This window comes from Paenibacillus sp. NPDC058367 (assembly GCF_042723305.1).
Classification (GTDB): domain Bacteria; phylum Bacillota; class Bacilli; order Paenibacillales; family Paenibacillaceae; genus Paenibacillus_AQ.
The window spans coordinates 403,203-424,473 of the sequence record NZ_JBHXIZ010000002.1; the positions used below are offsets into that span (position 1 = coordinate 403,203).

At 40.9% G+C, this 21,271-nt stretch carries 20 protein-coding genes; 19 read left to right on the forward strand and 1 reads right to left on the reverse strand.

The genetic code is table 11. The features are described from left to right. Window positions 1-40 precede the first annotated feature (40 nt). The 19 genes from ACFWMP_RS12435 to ACFWMP_RS12525 all read left to right on the forward strand — a co-directional run bounded on the left by ACFWMP_RS12435 (window position 41) and on the right by ACFWMP_RS12525 (window position 19,714). Complete coding sequence (locus ACFWMP_RS12435; RefSeq protein WP_340970866.1) at window positions 41-1,003, forward strand: helix-turn-helix domain-containing protein; 963 nt, start codon at window positions 41-43, stop codon at window positions 1,001-1,003. Between the two features lie 79 nt (window positions 1,004-1,082). Continuing rightward, entirely contained in the window at window positions 1,083-1,244 is a 162-nt protein-coding gene (locus ACFWMP_RS12440; protein WP_179086684.1) for a hypothetical protein, read from the forward strand. Between the two features lie 201 nt (window positions 1,245-1,445). After that, a complete protein-coding gene (locus ACFWMP_RS12445; RefSeq protein WP_042128814.1) occupies window positions 1,446-1,937 on the forward strand; it encodes a YajQ family cyclic di-GMP-binding protein in 492 nt (163 codons plus the stop codon). Between the two features lie 153 nt (window positions 1,938-2,090). Next, on the forward strand, window positions 2,091-2,678 hold the full coding sequence (gene pgsA / locus ACFWMP_RS12450; protein ID WP_036688397.1) for a CDP-diacylglycerol--glycerol-3-phosphate 3-phosphatidyltransferase: 588 nt from the start codon (window positions 2,091-2,093) through the stop codon (window positions 2,676-2,678). Window positions 2,679-2,787: 109 nt separating this feature from the next. Continuing rightward, the gene (locus ACFWMP_RS12455) at window positions 2,788-4,074 is read left to right on the forward strand and encodes a competence/damage-inducible protein A (protein WP_042189391.1); all 1,287 of its coding nucleotides are present in this window, start codon (window positions 2,788-2,790) and stop codon (window positions 4,072-4,074) included. Window positions 4,075-4,373: 299 nt separating this feature from the next. Next, complete coding sequence (gene recA / locus ACFWMP_RS12460; RefSeq protein ID WP_042128809.1) at window positions 4,374-5,441, forward strand: recombinase RecA; 1,068 nt, start codon at window positions 4,374-4,376, stop codon at window positions 5,439-5,441. Window positions 5,442-5,606: 165 nt separating this feature from the next. Further along, the gene (locus ACFWMP_RS12465; RefSeq protein ID WP_094870271.1) at window positions 5,607-6,338 is read left to right on the forward strand and encodes a regulatory protein RecX; all 732 of its coding nucleotides are present in this window, start codon (window positions 5,607-5,609) and stop codon (window positions 6,336-6,338) included. Between the two features lie 316 nt (window positions 6,339-6,654). Continuing rightward, window positions 6,655-8,196, forward strand: a complete 1,542-nt coding sequence (rny, locus tag ACFWMP_RS12470; protein WP_042128807.1) for a ribonuclease Y — start codon at window positions 6,655-6,657, stop codon at window positions 8,194-8,196. A gap of 142 nt (window positions 8,197-8,338) precedes the next feature. After that, window positions 8,339-9,133, forward strand: a complete 795-nt coding sequence (locus tag ACFWMP_RS12475) for a TIGR00282 family metallophosphoesterase (protein WP_042189389.1) — start codon at window positions 8,339-8,341, stop codon at window positions 9,131-9,133. Window positions 9,134-9,333: 200 nt separating this feature from the next. Then, a complete protein-coding gene (locus ACFWMP_RS12480; RefSeq protein ID WP_019910496.1) occupies window positions 9,334-9,594 on the forward strand; it encodes a stage V sporulation protein S in 261 nt (86 codons plus the stop codon). A gap of 148 nt (window positions 9,595-9,742) precedes the next feature. After that, the gene (locus ACFWMP_RS12485; RefSeq protein ID WP_339242077.1) at window positions 9,743-10,708 is read left to right on the forward strand and encodes a dipeptidase; all 966 of its coding nucleotides are present in this window, start codon (window positions 9,743-9,745) and stop codon (window positions 10,706-10,708) included. 138 nt (window positions 10,709-10,846) lie between these two features. Continuing rightward, window positions 10,847-11,419: a phosphate propanoyltransferase gene (pduL, locus tag ACFWMP_RS12490; protein ID WP_042128797.1), complete on the forward strand. Its 573-nt coding sequence runs from the start codon at window positions 10,847-10,849 to the stop codon at window positions 11,417-11,419. Window positions 11,420-11,689: 270 nt separating this feature from the next. Beyond that, a complete protein-coding gene (locus ACFWMP_RS12495; protein WP_379423819.1) occupies window positions 11,690-13,045 on the forward strand; it encodes a DEAD/DEAH box helicase in 1,356 nt (451 codons plus the stop codon). 138 nt (window positions 13,046-13,183) lie between these two features. Then, window positions 13,184-13,369 (forward strand): hypothetical protein, encoded by a 186-nt coding sequence (locus ACFWMP_RS12500; protein WP_379423820.1) that lies wholly within the window; start codon window positions 13,184-13,186, stop codon window positions 13,367-13,369. Window positions 13,370-14,154: 785 nt separating this feature from the next. Beyond that, window positions 14,155-14,430 (forward strand): hypothetical protein, encoded by a 276-nt coding sequence (locus ACFWMP_RS12505; protein WP_042189381.1) that lies wholly within the window; start codon window positions 14,155-14,157, stop codon window positions 14,428-14,430. Between the two features lie 928 nt (window positions 14,431-15,358). Beyond that, window positions 15,359-15,868: an endonuclease V gene (locus ACFWMP_RS12510; protein ID WP_042189378.1), complete on the forward strand. Its 510-nt coding sequence runs from the start codon at window positions 15,359-15,361 to the stop codon at window positions 15,866-15,868. A 19-nt stretch (window positions 15,869-15,887) separates the two neighbouring features. Further along, a complete protein-coding gene (locus tag ACFWMP_RS12515) occupies window positions 15,888-17,216 on the forward strand; it encodes an SMI1/KNR4 family protein (protein ID WP_379423821.1) in 1,329 nt (442 codons plus the stop codon). Between the two features lie 738 nt (window positions 17,217-17,954). Next, window positions 17,955-18,512: a hypothetical protein gene (locus ACFWMP_RS12520; protein ID WP_339242064.1), complete on the forward strand. Its 558-nt coding sequence runs from the start codon at window positions 17,955-17,957 to the stop codon at window positions 18,510-18,512. A 401-nt stretch (window positions 18,513-18,913) separates the two neighbouring features. After that, a complete protein-coding gene (locus tag ACFWMP_RS12525; RefSeq protein WP_379423822.1) occupies window positions 18,914-19,714 on the forward strand; it encodes a phosphotransferase in 801 nt (266 codons plus the stop codon). Window positions 19,715-20,282: 568 nt separating this feature from the next. On the opposite strand, the gene dapA is transcribed toward ACFWMP_RS12525, so the two are convergent. Continuing rightward, entirely contained in the window at window positions 20,283-21,179 is an 897-nt protein-coding gene (gene dapA, locus ACFWMP_RS12530) for a 4-hydroxy-tetrahydrodipicolinate synthase (protein ID WP_076286276.1), read from the reverse strand. Window positions 21,180-21,271 lie beyond the last annotated feature (92 nt).

Sequence of the window (21,271 nt, forward strand, 5' to 3'; positions counted from 1 at the left end):
TGAACAATGATATTCATTGAAATTTACAGGAGGTGATGGTATGTCGGAACTGGGCCGGCAATTGAAAGAGGCGCGTCTGCAAAAAGGGATGAGTCTTGACGATGTCCAGGAAGTAACGAAAATTCGCAAAAAGTATTTGGAAGCCATCGAGTCTGGAGACTATAAGGTGCTTCCAGGAAGTTTTTATGTTAGGGCGTTTATCAAAACGTACGCAGAGGCAGTAGGGATGAGTCCTGACGAACTGCTAGAGGAGCATGGGAATGTACCTGCCCCTCCCGAAGACACAGCCATGGAAACGGTGATTCAAAAACGCAGCCGTAGACCTGAAACCGAACGGAATGCAAAATGGCTGCCAACAGTGCTAATGTGGACATTTCCAATATTAATTATTGTTGTGATTTACATTTATGCATCTAGTTTGAACAAACCGGACCCTGATCAGATTGATCAGACGAATCTGACGAATGAACAGCAGGATCCTACGACTGCTAAAACATCTCCACCGGCTTCAGGAGGTGGAGTTGTGGCGCCAACTTCTTCGGCAGGAACAGAAGCAACAACTGAACCTACTGCAGAGCCAACGCCATTACCAACACCTACGCCTTCCCCGCAATCCATTACAGTTACACCGGATGGGAAAGCAGGAAAAACAACAAAATTCAAGGTTTCAGCTCCGGCTGGAAGTGAAGTGAAGGTTGAGATTTCTGCTACTGGGGTAAGCTGGCTTGAGGTGTATAAAGGTGAGAACTCTAAAGGTGAAAAACTCTCATTTGGTAACACAGCGGCAGGAGATCGTATGAGCTTTGTGCTTGGAAGTGAAGGAATGTATATTAAATCTGGTTATTCACCAGCTACTGAGATTACTGTCAATGGACAAGTGATTACGGATGAAAAGACCTCATCTCGTCTGCTACTTAATCTGGATGACGGTACTGGAAGTGAAACGACCCAGAATGAAGGTACCACCGATACTACCGACCAGACTAATGAAACAGGCCAATAAGAAAAATGATGCATAGACTTTGGCTTTGCGGGGAACATAAGACTGTTTCTAGTTCTTAGCCAAAGTGGGGTGTACATTCATGATTGTTAGCTGGATTGTAGCTGGACTTGGGGTTGTTGTCAGTCTTATCGGATACTATATGACACCAAGTGCTTGGGGTTATGGAATTCTCGGGTTCGGTCTTGCACATATCGTGCTTGGAATTCTGGATATGTTTCGAAGCCCGCTTCGAAGCAGATAGAGAATTTAGAATGTGCGTCTCCGAGGATATTTTCCATTGGAGACGTATTTCTACCTGAAACACAACTCATTTCGAAGGAAAAGCTCCACTATGTGGGGCTGTTTTCTGTGTCGGGTGAGGTACATATTATCCAATATTAGACTTAAGGGTATCATTCTTTTATAATAGTAGCAGACTAAAAAGTACAAAGGACGTGTAGTTATGAGTTCAGAAAGTTCATTTGATATCGTATCTAAAATGGATATGCAGGAATTAACCAATGCGATCCACCAAACAGAGAAAGAAATTGATAACCGCTTTGACTTTAAGAACAGCAAGAGTAGTCTGAAGCTGGAGAAAGACGCACTTATTATCGCCTCAGAGGACGAATATAAGTTAAACGCTGTTATTGATATTTTACAATCGAAGATGGTGAAGAGAGGTATCACGCTGAAAAACTTGGATTTCGGCAAAGTGGAGCCTGCTTCTCTGGGTAGTGTTCGTCAGCGTTTAGGTCTTAAGCAAGGGATTGATCAGGAGAACGCAAAAAAAATTAACATCCTGATTCGTGATTCGAAATTGAAGGTGAAGAGCCAGATTCAAGGAGATCAGATCCGCGTAACTGGTAAGAGTCGCGATGATTTACAACAAATTATCCAGATTTTGCGTAAAGCTGATTTGCCGCTGGACCTGCAGTTCAACAACTTAAAATAGCATTTTGTACCCCGCAGTGCTTATCAGCGCCATTATGCGGGGTGCTTTGTATTTTTTTTGACACCTATTTATAGCTATAATATACTTGCTTAAGTAGAAATAGATGAGCCTGACTCAGGCAATTTGTATGAACGATTTAGGGGAGGAACTTCAGTGAATTTGCCCAACCGCATCACGCTAGCACGTATTTGCCTGATCCCGATTATGATGTTTTTCTTACTGGTGGATTTCAGTTTTTATCCAGAACCGATACATTGGGGCTCTTTTCAGCTATCTGTTAATCATTTGGTGGCAGCTGTAATCTTTTTGCTTGCAGCGAGCACAGATGGAATAGACGGCTACATAGCAAGGAAATATAATATGGTCACCAATCTCGGTAAGCTCCTTGATCCGTTAGCGGACAAGCTGTTAGTTTCTGCAGTTCTGATTTCACTTGTGGAATTGGGCAGATGTGATTCATGGATCGCAATTGTTATCATTAGTCGTGAGTTCGCAGTAACCGGGCTTCGCCAGATAGCATTGTTAGAGGGAAAAGTGGTTGCCGCCAGCAAATGGGGTAAGATAAAGACGGTTGTACAAATTGTAGCGATCTCACTGCTGTTGTTAAATAATTTCCCATTTCAATTCGTCAGCATTCCTGTAGACGATATTGCCATCTGGGCTGCAGCCTTGATCACTATTTACTCTGGAATTGATTATTTTGTGAAGAATAAGGATCTATTACAGCTGCATAATGCTTAAGCGTTTTAGGCAGCTACATATAGGAGAGGTAATAGGTAAAGCACCTATTACCTTTTTTAAACCCTAAAAGCAGTGTATCTACATTATAACGAGGAGGCGAAAGCCAGGTATGAAAGCGGAGATTATTGCAGTAGGCACGGAGCTTTTGCTCGGTCAAATCGTAAATAGTAATGCCCAGTTTTTGTCTATTGAGCTAGCTGCTATTGGGATTGATGTATATTTTCAAACCGTAGTTGGGGATAACAGCAGTCGCTTGCAGCAAGCCATTGAGATCGCTCAAAGCAGAGCGGATGTTATCATATTTACCGGTGGTATTGGTCCTACAGAAGATGATCTAACGAAGGACGCGCTGGCTGCTTCCTTAGGTCGCACACTTCATATAGATCGCTTGGCAATGGATCATGTACAACGTTTCTTTGATGATCGAAAGATTGTAATGACGGAGAATAATCGTAAACAGGCACTTATAATTGAAGGAACTACACCTTTGCCAAATGAGATTGGTCTTGCTGTTGGCATTGCTTTTGAGCATGAAAAGAAATATTATATTGTGCTTCCTGGTCCGCCTCGCGAGATGAAGCCGATGTTCGTAGATAAAGCTGTACCGTGGCTCCAGCAGCACGCTCTAACGACAGAAATGCCACTTTATTCTAAAATGCTTAAATTTGCCGGTATCGGAGAATCACTGCTTGAGGATAAGCTCATTGATCTTATTCACAGCCAGACAGACCCAACCATAGCTCCTTACGCTAAAGAGGGAGAGGTAACCGTTCGTATTTCGACAAAAGCGCCTTCCGAGCATGAAGCTTACAAGAAGCTGGAGATTCTGGAGAAACAGATCAAAGAGATTTTGCCAGAACATTTATATGCAAATATTGATGTTCCACTGGAGCAATTGATTGTGGATTGGATGGCGGATGCAGGTCTGACTTTAAGTGCGGCAGAGAGTTGCACGGGAGGCTTGCTGATGGAGAGTATAACTAACATTCCAGGCAGTGCTTCGATGTTTGCGGGAGGAATCGTCTGTTATTCCAACGACCTGAAGAAAAAACTTCTAAATGTGCCAAGTGCTTATTTGGAGGGGCCAGATGCTCCAGGGGCAGTTAGTCGTGAAGTTGCCGAGGTGTTAGCTGATCAGGTGAGAATGATCGCAGATAGTGATTTCGGTTTATCTGTAACTGGTGTAGCAGGACCAGGCTATTCTGAACGTAAGCCAGTTGGACTTGTATTTATTGGTTTAGCTGAACGCGGGCGTAAGACAGAAGTATACGAGCTTAATCTTAAAGGTACACGTGAAAATATACGACTGCGTACTGTTAAAGCCCTGTTGTATCGTCTATGGCGCAGACTTGAGGAACGGAAGGTGGAGACACCTCTTGAAGGCTCAGACTTGTAATGGGAGATTAGCCCAGTTATAATTGAGACATACGGAAGAACCGTGGCACTGAGATTTCTTTGCTGCGGTTTTTTGTATATCTGCGGAGATTTTGATCGCTGTTTTGGTTTTGATCATAAGTCGTTGATGTCCGGTGAAGTAGAGAAATCAGTTAACTTCTATGTCCGGAGGGAGGCTTACAATAAAAGGGATAATTAACGCTTGAGACAAAAAAAACGAATGTATGTTCGAAAAAAAGCTTGGCAAGACCTCAAAAACGCGTTATTATATTATTATAAACAGTGAAGGAAGTGGTCTGATTGTCAGATCGTCGTGCAGCGCTTGATATGGCGCTTCGTCAAATAGAAAAACAATTTGGTAAAGGTTCGATCATGAAACTGGGAGAATCCACTCATATGCAAGTGGAAGTTGTACCTAGCGGATCTTTGGCACTTGATATTGCGTTAGGTATAGGCGGACTTCCAAAGGGACGTATTATTGAAGTATACGGACCTGAATCCTCCGGTAAAACGACTGTTGCTCTTCATGCTATTGCAGAAGTGCAAAAACAAGGAGGACAAGCTGCATTTATCGATGCTGAGCATGCGCTCGATCCGAAGTATGCACGTAACTTGGGCGTAAACATTGATGAATTGTTGCTATCTCAGCCAGATACGGGTGAACAGGCACTTGAGATTGCTGAAGCACTTGTCCGTAGTGGTGCAGTAGACATTATTGTCGTTGACTCCGTAGCTGCGTTGGTTCCTAAAGCGGAAATCGAAGGTGATATGGGTGACTCTCACGTCGGCCTACAGGCTCGTTTGATGTCTCAAGCGCTTCGGAAGCTATCTGGTGCCATTAGTAAATCGAATACAATTGCTATCTTTATTAACCAGCTTCGTGAGAAAATTGGTGTTATGTTCGGTAACCCTGAGACAACACCGGGTGGTCGGGCGTTGAAATTCTACTCTTCCGTACGGTTGGATGTTCGCCGTGTCGAAAGTATTAAGATGGGTAACGACGTTGTAGGTAACCGAACCAAGATCAAGATTGTGAAGAATAAGGTAGCACCTCCATTTAAACAAGCTGATGTTGATATCATGTATGGTGAAGGGATTTCCAGAGAAGGAAGTCTTGTAGACATCGGTACTGAAATGGACATCGTGAATAAGAGTGGTGCATGGTATTCCTATGAGGGTGAGCGTCTCGGTCAAGGACGTGAGAATGCCAAACAGTTCTTGAAAGAACATCAAGATATTGCACTTATCATTGAGAACAAGATCCGTGAAGCAAGTAACCTGTCCACTATTGTTGCTGCACCAAATGAAGCGGAAATCATTGCAGAGCAAGAGGAAGAAGAAAAGCTACTTCTCGAAATCGAACAATAGAATTTACTAAGGAATAGGACGCCCTGTGATTCATTGTTGCAGGGTGTCTTTTCTTAACAGTGTAAGAACATATATATTTGGGGTCCCCCCAAAGTACCTGAGTACGCACCGAAGTTAAGCCGCACTTTGTGGGGATATTTTATTGCTATGAGGTGACAAGCAACTATGGTAATACAGCTGGATATGGATTTTGAATCGGATGAGCAGGACGTACAGGTCCTATCTGATTTTCCTGATGGAGAACTTTTAGAAATTACTAAGGTAGAACGTCAGAAGAAGTCGGACCACCGCTACATCATACATTTCGGAGCCTATAACATGACTGTACACGAAGACGTCATGATTAAATATCGGATGATTACTGGAAATTCTTTTATGAAAGCCGATTTGGAGGAAATTGTTGTTGCTGATGAGCGACAACGAGCTTATGTAGAAGGACTTCGTTATCTAGAACGGAAGCCACGTACCGCTATGGAAATGACTCGCCGTTTACGGCAGAAGGAAATAGGGGAGACTATTATTGCGGAAGTGGTGCAACGGCTACAGCAGGAAAGATTTCTTGATGACCCCTTGTATGCAAAGCAATGGGCCGAGCAACGCATTACGAACCAGCGAAAAGGGAAAATGTGGATTCGCCAAGAGCTACGTGAGAAAGGAATCGACAAAACCTTGATCTCGGAAGCACTGGAGAATGTCAGTCCTGAACAAGAACTAGAGAGTGCACTTCAGATTGGTCGTAAGAAATGGAATCTTATTCGTGGTGAAGCCACAGATAAGCGCAGAAAGACTGGAGCCTTCTTAATGCGGCGTGGATTCTCGGGTGATATGGTGCGACAAGTGATCAATACTTTACTTGAGGAAGACAATTATGAGGGTGAAGATGAGGAATTTTACTAGACTCACTGATTCTCTTGACATTAATGCGCATATCGACTCTCTTGACAATGTCTTTTTATAAATAATAAAATATAACATGAATCGGCATAAAGTAAGAATCCTTTTTCCTTCCCAAAAAGGTGACTTTTTAAAACGGTTCGCGTACAACTCATATGAAATGTAATCGCCGGATAAGGCGGGCAGTGTGCATGTGCAGCATGTGCAGTATGGCAATCGGTTATTTACCGGTTTTTTGTATGGTGATGAACGGATAGTTTAACAACTGCACAATTCCCAGGGATATACCTTGGAGAGGAACCAACGAGGAGGTGAACAGATGCAAGCATGGATCTGGGTCATTATCGTTCTCGTTGTAGCTGCATTATTCTTTGGGTTCGGTTATTTTATTCGTAAATCCCTTGCAGAAGCTAAAATTCAAAGCGCAGAAAGAGAAGCCGTAGTCATCGTGGAGAACGCGAAGAAAGACGCAGAGGCGCTGAAGAAAGAAACAGTATTGGAAGCTAAGGACGAAGTCCATAGAATCCGTACTGAAGCTGAGAAAGAAACTCGTGAACGTCGGAATGAAATCCAACGGCAAGAGAGACGTTTGCTGCAAAAGGAAGAATCTCTGGATAAAAAAATGGAATCGCTTGAAAGAAAAGAAGAACAAGTAGCTAACAAAGAGAAACGAATTGATGAAACCCAACAGCAAATTGATGTTATTTACAAAAACCAAGTCACTGAATTGGAGAGAATTTCCAATTTAAGCATCGAAGATGCAAGAAGTATTATTCTTAGCAATGTTGAGCAAGAAGTTCGCCATGAAACGGCTCAAATGATCAAAGAGATTGAACAGCAGGCGAAAGAGGAAGCGGATAAGAAATCCCGTGAAATCATCACACTCGCTATCCAACGCTGTGCAGCTGATCACGTAGCGGAGACAACAGTTTCAGTTGTTACCCTGCCGAACGAAGAGATGAAAGGGCGGATTATCGGTCGTGAAGGCCGTAATATTCGTGCACTCGAAACTCTTACAGGTATCGACCTCATTATTGATGATACGCCGGAAGCAGTTATTTTGTCGGGATTTGATCCAATCCGCCGTGAAGTGGCCCGTACGGCACTTGAGAAGCTTGTGGCAGATGGACGTATCCATCCCGCTCGAATTGAAGAGATGGTGGAGAAATCCCGCAAAGAAGTGGACGAACGAATTCGCGAATATGGTGAACAAGCTACTTTCGAAGTGGGTGTTCACGGATTGCATCCAGATTTGATCAAGATTCTGGGTCGTCTGAAATTCCGTACAAGCTATGGTCAAAATGTATTGAAGCACTCCATGGAGGTTGCTTATTTAACTGGACTGATGGCCGGTGAGCTTGGGGAAGACATCGTGCTTGCAAAACGTGCAGGATTGCTCCATGATATCGGCAAAGCGCTGGATCATGAAGTAGAAGGATCGCATGTTGAGATCGGCGTTGAACTAGCGAAGAAATATAAGGAACATCCGGTTGTTATCAACAGTATCGCGTCTCATCATGGAGATTGCGAAGCTACCTCGGTTATTGCTATGTTGGTTGGTGCAGCTGATGCATTGTCAGCAGCAAGACCTGGCGCTCGCCGTGAAACACTGGAAACGTATATTAAACGTCTAGAAAAACTGGAAGAAATCTCAGAGTCATTCGAAGGCGTTGAGAAATCATTTGCTATTCAGGCGGGCCGTGAGGTACGCGTGATGGTACAGCCAGAGAAGATTGACGATGCAGAGGCATTCCGTCTTGCTCGCGATATTACGAAAATGATTGAAAGTGAACTGGATTATCCAGGACATATCAAAGTTACCGTTATTCGTGAGACACGGGCTGTTGAATACGCTAAATAGGTGGAATATAAGGTTAAGGGATAAGATGTAACTTATACTTTCTTATATTTGTTGAGAATTGGCCCCTAAGCGGGGCCTTTTTTCTTTTGAATATGAGGTCTTATCCATTAGATATAGCGGTTACGATTAGGAGGAGAGAATCATTAAAGTACTATTTATTGGAGATATCGTTGGAAATGTTGGCAGAAAGGCTCTTCGTGAGATGTTGCCCTCACTAAAAAGTAAATATCAGCCACATATCATTATTGTTAATGGTGAAAATTCTGCTGCCGGTAGAGGGATCACCAAGGCGATCGCTAATGAGTTTTTTAACTGGGGCGTTCACGGTATAACTATGGGAAACCACACATGGGACAACAAAGATATTTTTGAGTTCATCGATGATGAGGCTCGGATTATTCGTCCCGCTAATTTTCCGCCAGGAACACCGGGAAGAGGTTATACAGTCGTTAAAGGGAACGGTAAAGAACTGGCAATAGTAAATTTGCAAGGCCGGACTTTCTTACCTGCTATCGATTGTCCTTTCCGTGTCGGGGAAGAAATTGTGGAAGAGCTTCGCAGAGATCACAAATGTATTTTAGTCGATTTCCATGCAGAGGTAACCTCTGAGAAAATCGCCATGGGATATTTTATGGATGGTCGCGCATCGATTGTTGTTGGGACACATACTCATGTTCAGACAAATGATGATGTGATTTTACCAGGAGGAACTGCGTATTTGACCGATGCGGGAATGGTTGGTTCAAGCGAAGGAATTCTGGGTATGGAAAGAGATGCAGTACTTTATAAGTTCACAACTCAGCTTCCAGCACGATTTGTTGTCGATGAAGGCAAGTGGCAGCTTCACGGTTTATTTGCAGAATTAGATGAAAATACTGGTGCGGCAACTCGTCTGGAGAAGATACGGTTACGTGAAGATGAATGGGTTATGAGCTAAACGTAGAACAGAGTATGGTTTAATCCGGGTAGTTTCGCTGAGTTAGGGTAAAGTGTGATATTTTTAATATCATAAAAGAGTATCTTTAATACCGTTTTTGGAAGACGTGGTCCGTAAAAAGAAGGAATTATTTCTTCTCTCGCGAATAACATCTAAAGTAGTGGAAGAACACCATTATTTTCCCAGGGGAGGTACTTACTATGGATGTATTAAAAGTATCAGCTAAATCCAATCCAAATTCCGTCGCCGGCGCATTAGCGGGTGTTCTTCGTGAACGTGGATCGGCCGAATTACAAGCTATTGGAGCTGGAGCACTGAATCAAGCAGTCAAAGCAGTTGCCATTGCCCGGGGATTTGTTGCACCAAGCGGAGTAGATTTGATCTGCATTCCTGCGTTCACTGATATAGTGATTGATGGGGAAGATCGAACCGCGATTAAACTGATTGTTGAACCCAGATAATAGACCTATAGAATGATTGAACCTGTTTACTTTTGTAAACAGGTTTTTTGCTTTTGATTTATAGTCTGGCGTTTTTTTGCATAGTATCTGAAATAGGCATTTGGAAATGAAATGAACGGCTGGGACAGTGAGAAAGTGGGGTTGTAAAATGAGGGCTGATAAGTTTAAAGTAGCGGATTTCCATTGTGATGTGCTAAGCAAAATGCAAGCCTCCCCGGATATAAATTTTGACAATGATCCTCGATTAGATGTTACTGCGGAGCGGCTGGCTTCTGGCGGAGTGGAGTTGCAATGTTTTGCAATATATCTTTCAACTAACAGAGGAAAACCAAGCTTTGAACATGTTCTAGGGCAAATTGATCTCTTTAGGCAAAAGATAGTGAACACAGATGGGCTTCAGTGGTTACAGTGGAAGGAGCAAGTAGGGAATCGATTAGTAGGCGCACCTCCACAAGCAATGCTCTCTCTGGAGGGCGTAGACGGCTTAGAAGGGAACTTGTTTTATGCTCAGCTCTGCTTCGAACTTGGAGTACGGTTTCTTGGTGTGACTTGGAATTATGCGAACTGGGCAGCAGATGGTGTGCTAGAGAAGCGTAATGGTGGATTTACGGAAAAAGGGAGAAAGCTGATAGAATGGTGCAACGAAAGTGGAATGCTGCTTGATGTGTCGCATTTGTCACAAGCGGGGTTCTGGGAGTTGGCTGATTTAAGCAATCGTCCGTTTATTGCTTCCCATTCGAATGCTGCGGCTATATGTGGGCATGTTAGAAATTTAAATGATGAACAGATTAAAGCTTTGATTGCAATGGATGGAAGAATGGGTCTGACCTTTTATCCTTGGTTTGTAAGTGATGATGGGAAGGCTCGTATGGATGATTTGTTAAAGCACATTGAACATGTATGTAGTCTCGGCGGTGAGAAGCATATGATGTTTGGCTCGGATTTTGACGGCATCGATACTTGGGTAGAGAAGTTGGAGCATCCGGGAAAATACCCTGATCTTATAGAGCAGCTGCTCCGTTATTATCCAGAGGATACTGTGAAAGGCTGGATGTATGAGAATGCGACCTCTTTTTTAAGCGTAAATTTGCCCTCTCAGGTGTCTAAACCATGACAATCTTGTGCAAAAAACATAAATTGTCGAAAAAAGGGGCTTCGTTATGATGCAGCCCTTTTTATTTTTGGGTAAGAAGATGTATAATGGTTAATGGCTTGTACAGATACTAGAGAAAATACAAGGAGTGACTTTACAATGAGTAAGACTGTACCCGTAGGTGTGTCGGCTAGACATATTCACCTTACGCAAGAGCACGTGGAGGCTCTGTTTGGCCCAGGATATCAATTAACTGAGTTCAAACCACTTTCCCAACCAGGACAATTTGCAGCAAATGAACAAGTAGCAGTTATCGGTAGCAAAGGTAAATTTGACAAGGTAAGAATTTTGGGACCTGCTCGTCCGGCTTCCCAATTAGAAATTTCCCGTACTGACTCCTTCGCACTTGGCGTGAAAGCTCCAGTTCGCGAATCTGGAAATATTGAAGGAACACCTGGCATTACGCTCAAAGGACCTGCTGGTGAAGTTGAATTAGAACAAGGCGTTATCATCGCTGCTCGTCACATTCACTTCCACACTTCTGAAGCTGAAGCTTGGGGCATTGCAGATAAGCAATTGCTTAAAGTCCGTCTCGGTGGCGACCGCGGTCTCGTATTGGAGAACGTAATTGCTCGTGTATCCGACAGCTTCAAACTTGATATGCATATTGATACTGACGAAGCTAATGCTGCTGGTGCCAACAATGGCGACACTGCTGAAATCGTAGACTAATCTTCATACGAATGATAAGAAGCGGGGGAGAAATCCTTCGCTTTTTTGTTGTGTGTTGGGAAACGTTATTTGGCTGATACGCATACTTGGCTTCATAGCTCTTATTAACTATTAATTGTACTGGTATCCTGAAATGGATTTTTAATGAAAATTGGTGTGATGATAAAGAATATCTATTATTATGTGACTAATTGTGTTATGATTATTATTTATGACGTGACAAATGGATTTAATGTTAAGAATATATGTATTAGAAATTAAGGAGACCCAATGACATTTAACGAACTGAATATTATGCCTGCGATTTTAAAGGCTTTAACCAAAGAAAACTATACATCACCTACACCTATACAGGAGCAATCGATCCCAGCTGTATTAGCAGGTAGAGATTTACTTGGATGTGCTCAAACGGGAACAGGAAAGACAGCTGCTTTTTCTGTACCTATCATTCAATTATTAAGCGAACAAACAAGTCCCAACAAAACAAACAATGTGCGACGTATTCGCTCGCTGATCTTAACACCGACAAGAGAACTAGCGATTCAAATTGCTGATAACATAAAAGCGTATAGCCAATTCACAGATATCCGCTCTGCTGCCATTGTTGGCGGTGTATCACAGAAAGTACAAGAGCGTGCCTTGAATCAAGGTGCTGATATTTTAATTGCTACACCAGGAAGACTTATCGACCTGATCAATCAAAAACGTGTGGATTTACAGTATGTCCAAATTCTTGTCTTGGATGAGGCTGACCGCATGCTAGATATGGGCTTTATTCATGATGTAAAACGAATTATCGCTAAAATGCCAACGAAGAAACAAACACTGTTCTTCTCGGCAACGATGCCTACTGAGATCTCCAAATTGATCAAAACCTTGCTTGTGAATCCAGTAAAAGTAGAAATCACACCCGTGTCATCTACTGCGGATAGAATCGATCAATCGATCTATTTATTAGAGAATGGAAATAAGCAGAATCAATTGAATCTTTTGTTACAGGATAAATCAATCATTTCTGCGCTGGTGTTTACTCGTACAAAACGTGGTGCGGACCGTGTTACACGCGATCTAGCGAAAGTGAACATTTCTGCACAAGCCATTCACGGCAATAAATCGCAGAATGATCGTCAGAATGCATTGCGGAATTTTAAAAGTGGTGCAACCCGCGTTCTTGTAGCTACGGATATCGCCGCGCGAGGAATTGATATTGATGAGTTATCACATGTAATCAACTTCAACTTGCCGAATATTCCAGAAACCTATGTGCACCGGATCGGTCGTACGGGTAGAGCTGGGTTAAGCGGAACGGCAATATCTTTTTGCGAATCTGAAGAGCTTCCGTTCCTTAAGGATATTGAAAAATTGATCGGAAAATCGATTCCAGAAGTGAAGGATCATCCGTATCCGATGTCTCGTAAAACGCAAATGAAGACAGAAAGATCTTCGAAACCGTCAGCTTCGAGATCTGCATCTTCTAAACCATCGACTTCCAGACCATCAACAGCTAAACCAGCGGGGGCAAAACCAGCGGCATCTAAACCTGCCAAAGCAAAACCTAAGTCTAACCCTCCATTAAAGCCAAAGTCCGAGTGGTTCACTAAAGGAAGACAAACGAGCAGCAGATAAGTTACTTTGAACGCTGTACGTTTTTTATAGTAAGACCTCAAAACCATCAGAGAAATCTGATGGTTTTTTTGTTAGTTGATGATAAGGTGAATTCAAGATATGGTATGGTTTTTGTAATATTAGGGTGGGGTGGAAGTTATGAAGAAGATATTTAAGGCACCTAATTCGATCGTATGCGAAGAAATCATTCCGAGTATTTTTAACTCATGGGACAAGGATGCTTTGTTACTTCGAGTAAATAATGGGAGTGGAAAGTTAATAACTAAATTTGGGGTGGATAACTCTGGTGAGCGATTGATAGAGTTAAAGATTCACAAGAGGTAGGGAATGACCTTAGTACTGCATTTGAAAAGGTTAAACCTCTTCTGAGTATTCTAGAAAATGGTTATTACCTGATGTCTTATATAGAAATGATACCAACTAACGGAGAAGGAGAGTTTTTTTGGAACTTATTTACTAAGAGGAGAACGTATAATGCGTCAGCTGATGTTTTTTACAAGTACCATTCAAGCAAGGGGGTTCCCAAATTCCTTTTACCTTCTCAACGAATCGATTGTTTAAACATTGAAAGAGTTATGGATATAGGGAGCAAATTAAAAATGGGGAGATCATGACTTGGCTCGCATATTATTATGAAGGTTTTATGAGTACATTAATTGACGGACATCATAGGTCCACTGCTGCATACATAGAAAAAAAACTTTAGAATATCTAACTATACTTAAAGTTTCGGGTTATGGAATTGATAGTCATGAGCCAAAACATTTTTATGTTAGTAGTATGGGATATGAGTTCAAATTGCTCAAAAATAATAAGAAAGTCTACAACAATTTAAAAAAGGATTTTTCTTCGAAAAAAGCTAAGCTTACAGCGTAAGAGATTCAGTTCATTATTGAAGACTGCGAGAAAATTAAAAGTGAGAGAGAAGTGTCAAATGAAAATAGAGTTCTAGACTGAAAAATAAAGTGTTAGACTCGGCAAATAAAGTATTAGACTGACACTGCGTTATTAAGCTAACGGACAGGTTAGTTCAATAGGACACGACATAAATTTGTTGAACCAGACATCTTCATTTAGAATAAAAGAAGAGATAGAAGGGAGTGTCGCAAATGGAATACCTATCAATTACGATATCACTTGTGTCCTTAGTTGTATGTTTAACTGTGTATAACAAAGTAAGTGCCATGGAAGCTCGTATCAAAACAATGCAGGTAAACGTTGACCAAATTGCCAAGTCTGAAGGTCTGCCCCCACATCTTGTTCAAAATGAGGTTCTCCAGCTCGTACGTAACGGCAAGGAAGTAGCAGCTGTTAAAAAAGCGAGAGAAGTGCTTGGTTTGTCACTATTAGAAGCGAAGCAATATGTGGATGCCCTAAAGGAATAGCTGCAACAATGCATCCATTCAATTAATAGCCCAAAAAAGACTATCGACAAGTCCATTCGATAGTCTTTTTTATGATATATTATCAAAAATTAAACAGGAGTAGTAATATTCCTGTCGATGGTACCTTTGCGGTAATGGCTTTAAGCTAATGGGCAGGTTAGTTAAAAGGGCGTTTTATTGAAATTAACCGAAGTAAAGTAATAGTGAAATGTTTACGATTCTTCTTGAACTAACGGGACACGTTAGTCTAGAGATCCTGGGAGCAGTTTGCCACCGCGGCAGCTGCTCCTTTCTTCGTTAAGTTAACGGAGGATAGTTTGTAAATGCTGATATAAGGATGTACATATTTGCTTGTGTAAGAATGTTCTAAAATGATTGGTATAATCCTTAAAAACAGCTGCTAAGCGCTTTTCTAGGATTATATGCGTACAAGTGAGCTTCTTGTACATAGTTTTCTGTGAATATTACATGTATAGAAGTGAATGGTTTGTGAAACAAAACCATTCCAACTCTATATATGCCAACAACTGAAGCGAGAGCGGAAGGCGTTAGTTAGAGCCAAAGATTCTTAATTCTCTGTTATTACTCAAGCGTTTTGTACAATCTTATCCAAGCGAAACTGTACATTTAGATTCAATCATTTACACCCTATCCTATTCTTTGGAGGAGGCCGGAGGCAGGATAAAATCCTGTTCCCCGTTGTCGGCGGCGAAATGGCACGTCAAAAATCCAGCCTGTCAAGGGTTATAGGGTGGAGATTTTTTCTGTGCTGCGCCTGCGGCAGAATAAATACTACCCGCCCCTTGATAGGTTAGATTGGTGGAGTGGTGGTATTGGGATAATCTATAGATCATCCTGCACGGCAAAATGTGATATATTGGCTATAATCTATAGCTTAAAATGAGCTTAAAGGAAGGAATCGCTATCAATGATCATCGCTGTCGATGTGTATTATGAGGAAAATAAAGCGAAATCAGTGGGGGTTATTTTTCAATGTTGGGAAGATTCTAAACCACTCGAAGTCATCATGTCTTATACGGAAAACCCTCACAAATACGAAACGGGTTTTTTCTATAAACGAGAGCTCCCTTGCATACAGGAACTGTTGAAACTTACTGACATAAATCAAATACATACCATTGTTGTGGATGGCTATGTGTACTTAAACAATGAGAAAAAGCCCGGGCTCGGACATTATGTTTACACAAATTTTTCAGGGGAAATTCCAGTGATCGGTGTTGCAAAAAATGCCTTTCACGACAACGAAGCCTTTGTCAAAAAGCTTTACCGAGGCAACAGCTCCAAGCCTTTGTATATAACCTCTGTCGGCATGGAGCTAGCAGTCGCTGCCGAGCACATACAGAGTATGTACGGAGAATACCGATTTCCGCATCTGCTGAAATTGCTGGATAAGCAAACGAAGGAAGCCCGGCTATAATCAACAGGGGGGATTGAATATGTTGTTTTGGAAGAAAGAAACACAACTTGATCGAATAAAAAACAAACTCGAAAAGGCCATGCGCAAAGATACGGCTTTTTTGGTGTTTGGAGCATCTTCACATAAATACAAGGTTTATGAAGTGCTTACAGCAAAAGAGCTTGCGGACTGGCAAGCAAAGAATCAAGTCACACTTCCGGAGCCTTATGCCCAGTTTTTAACGAAAGTCGGAAATGGAGGTGCCGGGCCTTATTACGGGATTTATTCGATTGAAAAAGCAACTTCCTATACCGAAAGAAATGCATTCACTACAAAATGCGTTCTACACCCGAGAATGACAAAAGAAAAATGGAACCATCTGATCGAGCCACTGATCAGTGATGAAGACATCTCCGACCCGGAATACGACGCCGCCCGTGATAGGGTGATGGGCGGCATGTTGTGCATTGGTACACAAGGCTGTGAATACGATATGTATCTCGTACTTGAAGGGAAACACAGGGGGAAAATCATTTACACTGCAGTTTTTTATCCTGATCATCCCTTTTTCTTTGTCTATGAAGACAACTTTCTGGACTGGTATGAGCGCTGGCTGGACGAAATTATTCTGGATTATGATATCGCGTGGTTTGGCAGTAGAATGCCGGGCGATGAAAATGCGTTGATACAGGTTTATCAAAACGCCCCAAACGAAGAAATCAAATCAAAAGCGCTTGATGGAATGTTCAAGTTTAAGAAAATCTCGCAGCCAACCATTGATTTTTTAAGGAGCGTTGCTGAGCAAAGACAAAATGATCGCACCACAGCCATTCAGCTAATCTGCAAAACCTCTTTTGATGCGGGAAGAGTCTATCTACTGGAGCTGTTGTATTCTGAAAGAAATGAAGATTTTTTACAAGCTTTAATGATTCTGAATTGGTACGGTAAATCTTTTGATTTAGCGGAATTTATAAAAGTGATATTGCAAAGTCTTGACAGGGTTCACGATTCGGAAACGTTACGTCATGTGGGGTATGTTTTGGAATCTTCCGGCGCGATTACACTTCAGAACTTTGCGTCCTTTTTGTGCCACACCGACTCGAATATTCAATCTGCCGCAATCTATGCCACACGCAATTGCAATGACAAATCGGAAAGTTGGGAAATCATTGAACAGATGTTAGTGGGTGGCGATAAGGAGGTTGTGAAAAACACTATTTTATTTTGGGGCGTTATCCCTCATGAGAAGTTATTGCGTCATTATAAGGTTGCATGGCCGGAATATAAAAGCAATATTAATTTCAGAGAAAAATTTACAGGTTGTTTGAAAAAATTAAATTTGCCAGATGATTATTTTGACAAAGAATAATTTAATTACTCATTATTCATACAATGCGGATGCATGACCATAAATCAAACTTTATCCTATAAATATTAGTGGGTCTAATATCTACAAGACCAACAACCAATTAGTTTTAGGCAGGTCACGGTTTACATCGTGGCCTTATTTTTCTGTCGAATGACAAGAATATAAGCCGATTAATTACCGCGTAAATCGTGATTTTATTGTTTTATCGGTACATATTCTTGTCAATGTACAATGTCAAGAATATGTACCGATTGCCAAAGAGCTATTAAGTTTTCTCACGAAGGCTCATTTATTCGTGAAATTTGTCAGCTTGATAAGTGACGATAGATAACGCTCTACAGGAATGCTAACGGGAAACGATAGTTCAACCATGACAAGGCTGCCAGCACGATTGGCAGCCTTGCTGCGCTAACGGGCAGGATAGCTCAGTAATTTCGCGAATACTCAACATACGGAATTATTCACGAAGTTCGCGAATAAGACGTTGTCTGAAACCCCTGATTATATAAATCACAGAAACAAGAACACTAGTTTGCATTTCTGTTTTAGGATAGAATGAAAGTACACTAACGGGTACGTTAGTGGAATAGCGGTCGCTTCGGCAGCCGTTTTTTATTTATTCAACTAACGGGCAGCAGAGCGTAAGCATTTCGAAGAATACTTCATACATAAGAAAATTCACGAAGTTCGTAAATAAGGCGTTATATGAAACCGCGGTGCAAGGAAAGGATTGAAATCATGGATCCGATCAATGAAGAAATTATAGAATGGTTTCACTCAGTCTTGAGGAATAAACTTTCAACAAAGGAATTTGAACAGTGGCTTTATGACAAAGAAGAGATACTTGAAGAATCATTAGGTAAAGATGTCTATTTTAGATTGATTAATCTAAATTATAATTCTAAATATGTGATGGATGAATTAGAAGGGCAACTTACAAAAATTCTTAATTATAGGTCAGTTGAAGAGTTTAAGATCAGAGATCTATTAAATCGATTTGTTTATATTGAGGAGGAATTCATTAGTTCTTGTTCACACATTTACAGGGAGTATTGTAATGGATATTCCTTTTTTAGGATGATAGCCCTTAAATATATTGTATTTGATTACGATGATCAACTTGCAGACCCAGTTAAAAGGTCAGAGTTTTCCCGACAATATAAAGATGAATTGTTAAATGAAGGATTGAGATTGCTTAGTTTTTTTGATTCTAATGAAATAGAAATAATTAGTGAGAATGAGTACGTAGATAAGAGACATAAGGATCTGAAGATTGAAGAGCAATATTGGACGTAATTCAAGGCTTAAAAAAAGATGTTGTTATATTGCTTGAATCAATTGTTTTTTTTGGCTATTGGCTTGTTACTTACTGTAAATGTAGCAAGTAAAATTTATGAGAGTTTTGGAATTGAATTCTTTACTCAACTCTCAGCAGCCCCCTTTTAATGCTAGATTGATGACTTTCAAACTTCCGACAACATTGTACCATATATTGGGATTTTTATGTTATCGTGTCGTTAAGCTAACGAGGAACTAAAGTTCAATAATGAGGGCTGCCGAGAGGTAGCCCTTTGTTCAACTAACTGGCAGTTTAGCTTAAAAGTTTCGCGAATACCCTACATATGAAATTATTCATAGAGTCCGTGAATAAGACGTTATTGGAAATAACGCCAAGATACACAAATGAGGAGTACAAAATGATGAATAACCGATTCTCAATGCCAAGTAAATTAGTAAATCAGTCAGAATTACTTAAAACTACAATCATTGAAAAAGGAAGACATTATCAATCTTTGCACATTTTAGAGTTCTATAATTCTGTAAAATATGTACTGAAAGAAAAAAACGTTAAAGATTCTGGAAGTTTAATGGACGAAGCAGAAAGGCTGAAATGGGTAAATGATGTGATTCCTTCTCCTAAAGTAATAAGTTATCAGTTGGAGAATGGAAAGGAATATTTAGTTATGACCTATATAGAAGGTTGTACTGCGGAAGAATACCAGCAGGAAGAGGGAGATAAAAGTCTAGGCTATATTTTAGGAAAAGGTTTAAAAACAATACACAATGTTCCCATTGATAATTGCTTTTTCAATGATTTTTTGCCAGAAAAACTGATTGATATGGTCAAAAAAAATATTAATGAGAGAAAACATGAAGTCATAGAGGCTATTAATAACTCATTTCCCAATCATACTATTGAGCAACTGATTGATTTTTTGGAGATAAATAAAGCGTCGACAGAGGAATTAGTTTTTACCCATGGTGACTATGGATCTGGAAACGTTATGATAAATAATGGACATATTGAAGCATTTATTGATTTAGGAGGATCAGGGATATCAGATCCATACTATGATATTTATTATCTTGTAAAAAGTCTTACTTATTATACAGATAGGAAAGAAGAAATAGATGAGTTTATGAAAGGATATGGAATATCTGAATTAGACGAGAATAGAATGAAATTTCATCAAATCATCGATACTTTATTATTGTGATTTATATAGTAGTAACCCTAAGAAGGCGTTGATATTCTGTAACACCGTTTTCCTGCTGAGTCGCATTTACTCCTTGATGCTGTCCGAAGCATTTCTAGGAAGAGCAATCAGGCATACAATTCTGCATGGCGAAGTCCGTCGGACCCGCTTGTCATTTCGTTAAACTAACGGGGAACGTTAGTTCAATAACAGCGTCAGTCTAAGACTTTATTTATCAAGTCTTGTTCTGCCGCTGCTTCTTTTAATGAATCAGTCTAAAACTAATTTTTAAAAAACTGAGTAATCTCCAATTCAAAACCCCCGTTAAATCAACAACTCCAGTCTAATACTTTATTTTCACCGAACAAGAAGATTTAAGTGAGATGTTCGGCAGGAAAAACTATCCTGATTATCTAGCCATCGCATTTGGAAATATGGCAGGAGATGTCTCTGAAGGGCGTATTAGTGAACTTATGATGAAGAGGGGGAAGAATAGATAATATCAGAACATTAGTTACAGAGAATTTAAATTTACAAAAAAATAGCCGCTAAACAGTTCCTCACTGTATAACGGCTGTTATATTTTCTCTTATGCAGTCGCTTCAATTGCATTGTCCTGAACATAAGAACTAAGCTCTTGCTGAAGCGCTGTGCTGATGGAAGTCATTGGGAGGCGAAGCGTATCCGAATTGATTAGGCCATTCTGGCTAAGCATCCATTTGATTGGAGCGGGGTTCGATTCCTTGAACAAGAGACGGATGATCGGCAGTAGTTGTTCAAAGTTTTCTTTTGCCAAGTCGAATTGACCCGATTTGAAGGCTTCGTATATACGGATACATTCTGCTGGATAAACGTTCGCAGTAGCAAGCATACCGCCAGCTGCCCCGGAGCTAAGCATTTCATAAAAGAGTGAATCGTCGCCGCCAAGCACAGGTTTGCTACCTGTACGAACTAGCTCAGTAACCATTTTGGTGCTACCTGAGCAGTCTTTTAATCCGACAACATTATTCATTTCTAGGATTGTGCGTGCAGTGTCTAGGGTCATAGCAGTACCAGTACGACTTGGAATGTCATAAGCCATGATCGGAATACCTACTTCTGCTGCTTTGCGGAAATGGGCAATGATGCCCTCTTGCGATGGACGACTATAATAAGGGACGACTACTAGTGCGCAATCCGCACCAAGGTTAGCTGCGATCTCTGTGCGTGCTACCGTAGAAGCTGTGTCATTGGTTCCTGTACCGACTACTAAGGGGATAGATGTAGATTGTAAAAGCTCACGAGAAGTGTTTACTAGAAGCTGCATTTCATTTACGGTTACAGTTGGCGATTCACCGGTGGTTCCATTAACGACCAGACCTTGTATGCTGTTGTTAATAATGTTCTTTACATAACGCTGATACGAATCCAGATCGACTTCACCAGCAGCATTGAACGGGGTGACCACGGGGACATAAATTCCATAAATCTGTTGTTCTGTAAGCATAAATTATCGGCCTCCAAAATATTTTAATTCCTCTACATACACTTTACCATGGAATGTTGCATCGTCGTTAGCTATAATAAATGATGTGTATC

Coding starts and splice junctions, on each gene's coding strand:
- ACFWMP_RS12435 (WP_340970866.1), top strand. CDS start 41: ATGTCGGAACTGGGCCGGCAATTGAAAGAGGCGCGTCTGCAAAAAGGG.
- ACFWMP_RS12440 (WP_179086684.1), top strand. CDS start 1,083: ATGATTGTTAGCTGGATTGTAGCTGGACTTGGGGTTGTTGTCAGTCTT.
- ACFWMP_RS12445 (WP_042128814.1), top strand. CDS start 1,446: ATGAGTTCAGAAAGTTCATTTGATATCGTATCTAAAATGGATATGCAG.
- ACFWMP_RS12455 (WP_042189391.1), top strand. CDS start 2,788: ATGAAAGCGGAGATTATTGCAGTAGGCACGGAGCTTTTGCTCGGTCAA.
- ACFWMP_RS12465 (WP_094870271.1), top strand. CDS start 5,607: ATGGTAATACAGCTGGATATGGATTTTGAATCGGATGAGCAGGACGTA.
- rny (WP_042128807.1), top strand. CDS start 6,655: ATGCAAGCATGGATCTGGGTCATTATCGTTCTCGTTGTAGCTGCATTA.
- ACFWMP_RS12480 (WP_019910496.1), top strand. CDS start 9,334: ATGGATGTATTAAAAGTATCAGCTAAATCCAATCCAAATTCCGTCGCC.
- ACFWMP_RS12485 (WP_339242077.1), top strand. CDS start 9,743: ATGAGGGCTGATAAGTTTAAAGTAGCGGATTTCCATTGTGATGTGCTA.
- pduL (WP_042128797.1), top strand. CDS start 10,847: ATGAGTAAGACTGTACCCGTAGGTGTGTCGGCTAGACATATTCACCTT.
- ACFWMP_RS12495 (WP_379423819.1), top strand. CDS start 11,690: ATGACATTTAACGAACTGAATATTATGCCTGCGATTTTAAAGGCTTTA.
- ACFWMP_RS12500 (WP_379423820.1), top strand. CDS start 13,184: ATGAAGAAGATATTTAAGGCACCTAATTCGATCGTATGCGAAGAAATC.
- ACFWMP_RS12505 (WP_042189381.1), top strand. CDS start 14,155: ATGGAATACCTATCAATTACGATATCACTTGTGTCCTTAGTTGTATGT.
- ACFWMP_RS12510 (WP_042189378.1), top strand. CDS start 15,359: ATGATCATCGCTGTCGATGTGTATTATGAGGAAAATAAAGCGAAATCA.
- ACFWMP_RS12515 (WP_379423821.1), top strand. CDS start 15,888: ATGTTGTTTTGGAAGAAAGAAACACAACTTGATCGAATAAAAAACAAA.
- ACFWMP_RS12520 (WP_339242064.1), top strand. CDS start 17,955: ATGGATCCGATCAATGAAGAAATTATAGAATGGTTTCACTCAGTCTTG.
- ACFWMP_RS12525 (WP_379423822.1), top strand. CDS start 18,914: ATGATGAATAACCGATTCTCAATGCCAAGTAAATTAGTAAATCAGTCA.
- dapA (WP_076286276.1), bottom strand. CDS start 21,179: ATGCTTACAGAACAACAGATTTATGGAATTTATGTCCCCGTGGTCACC.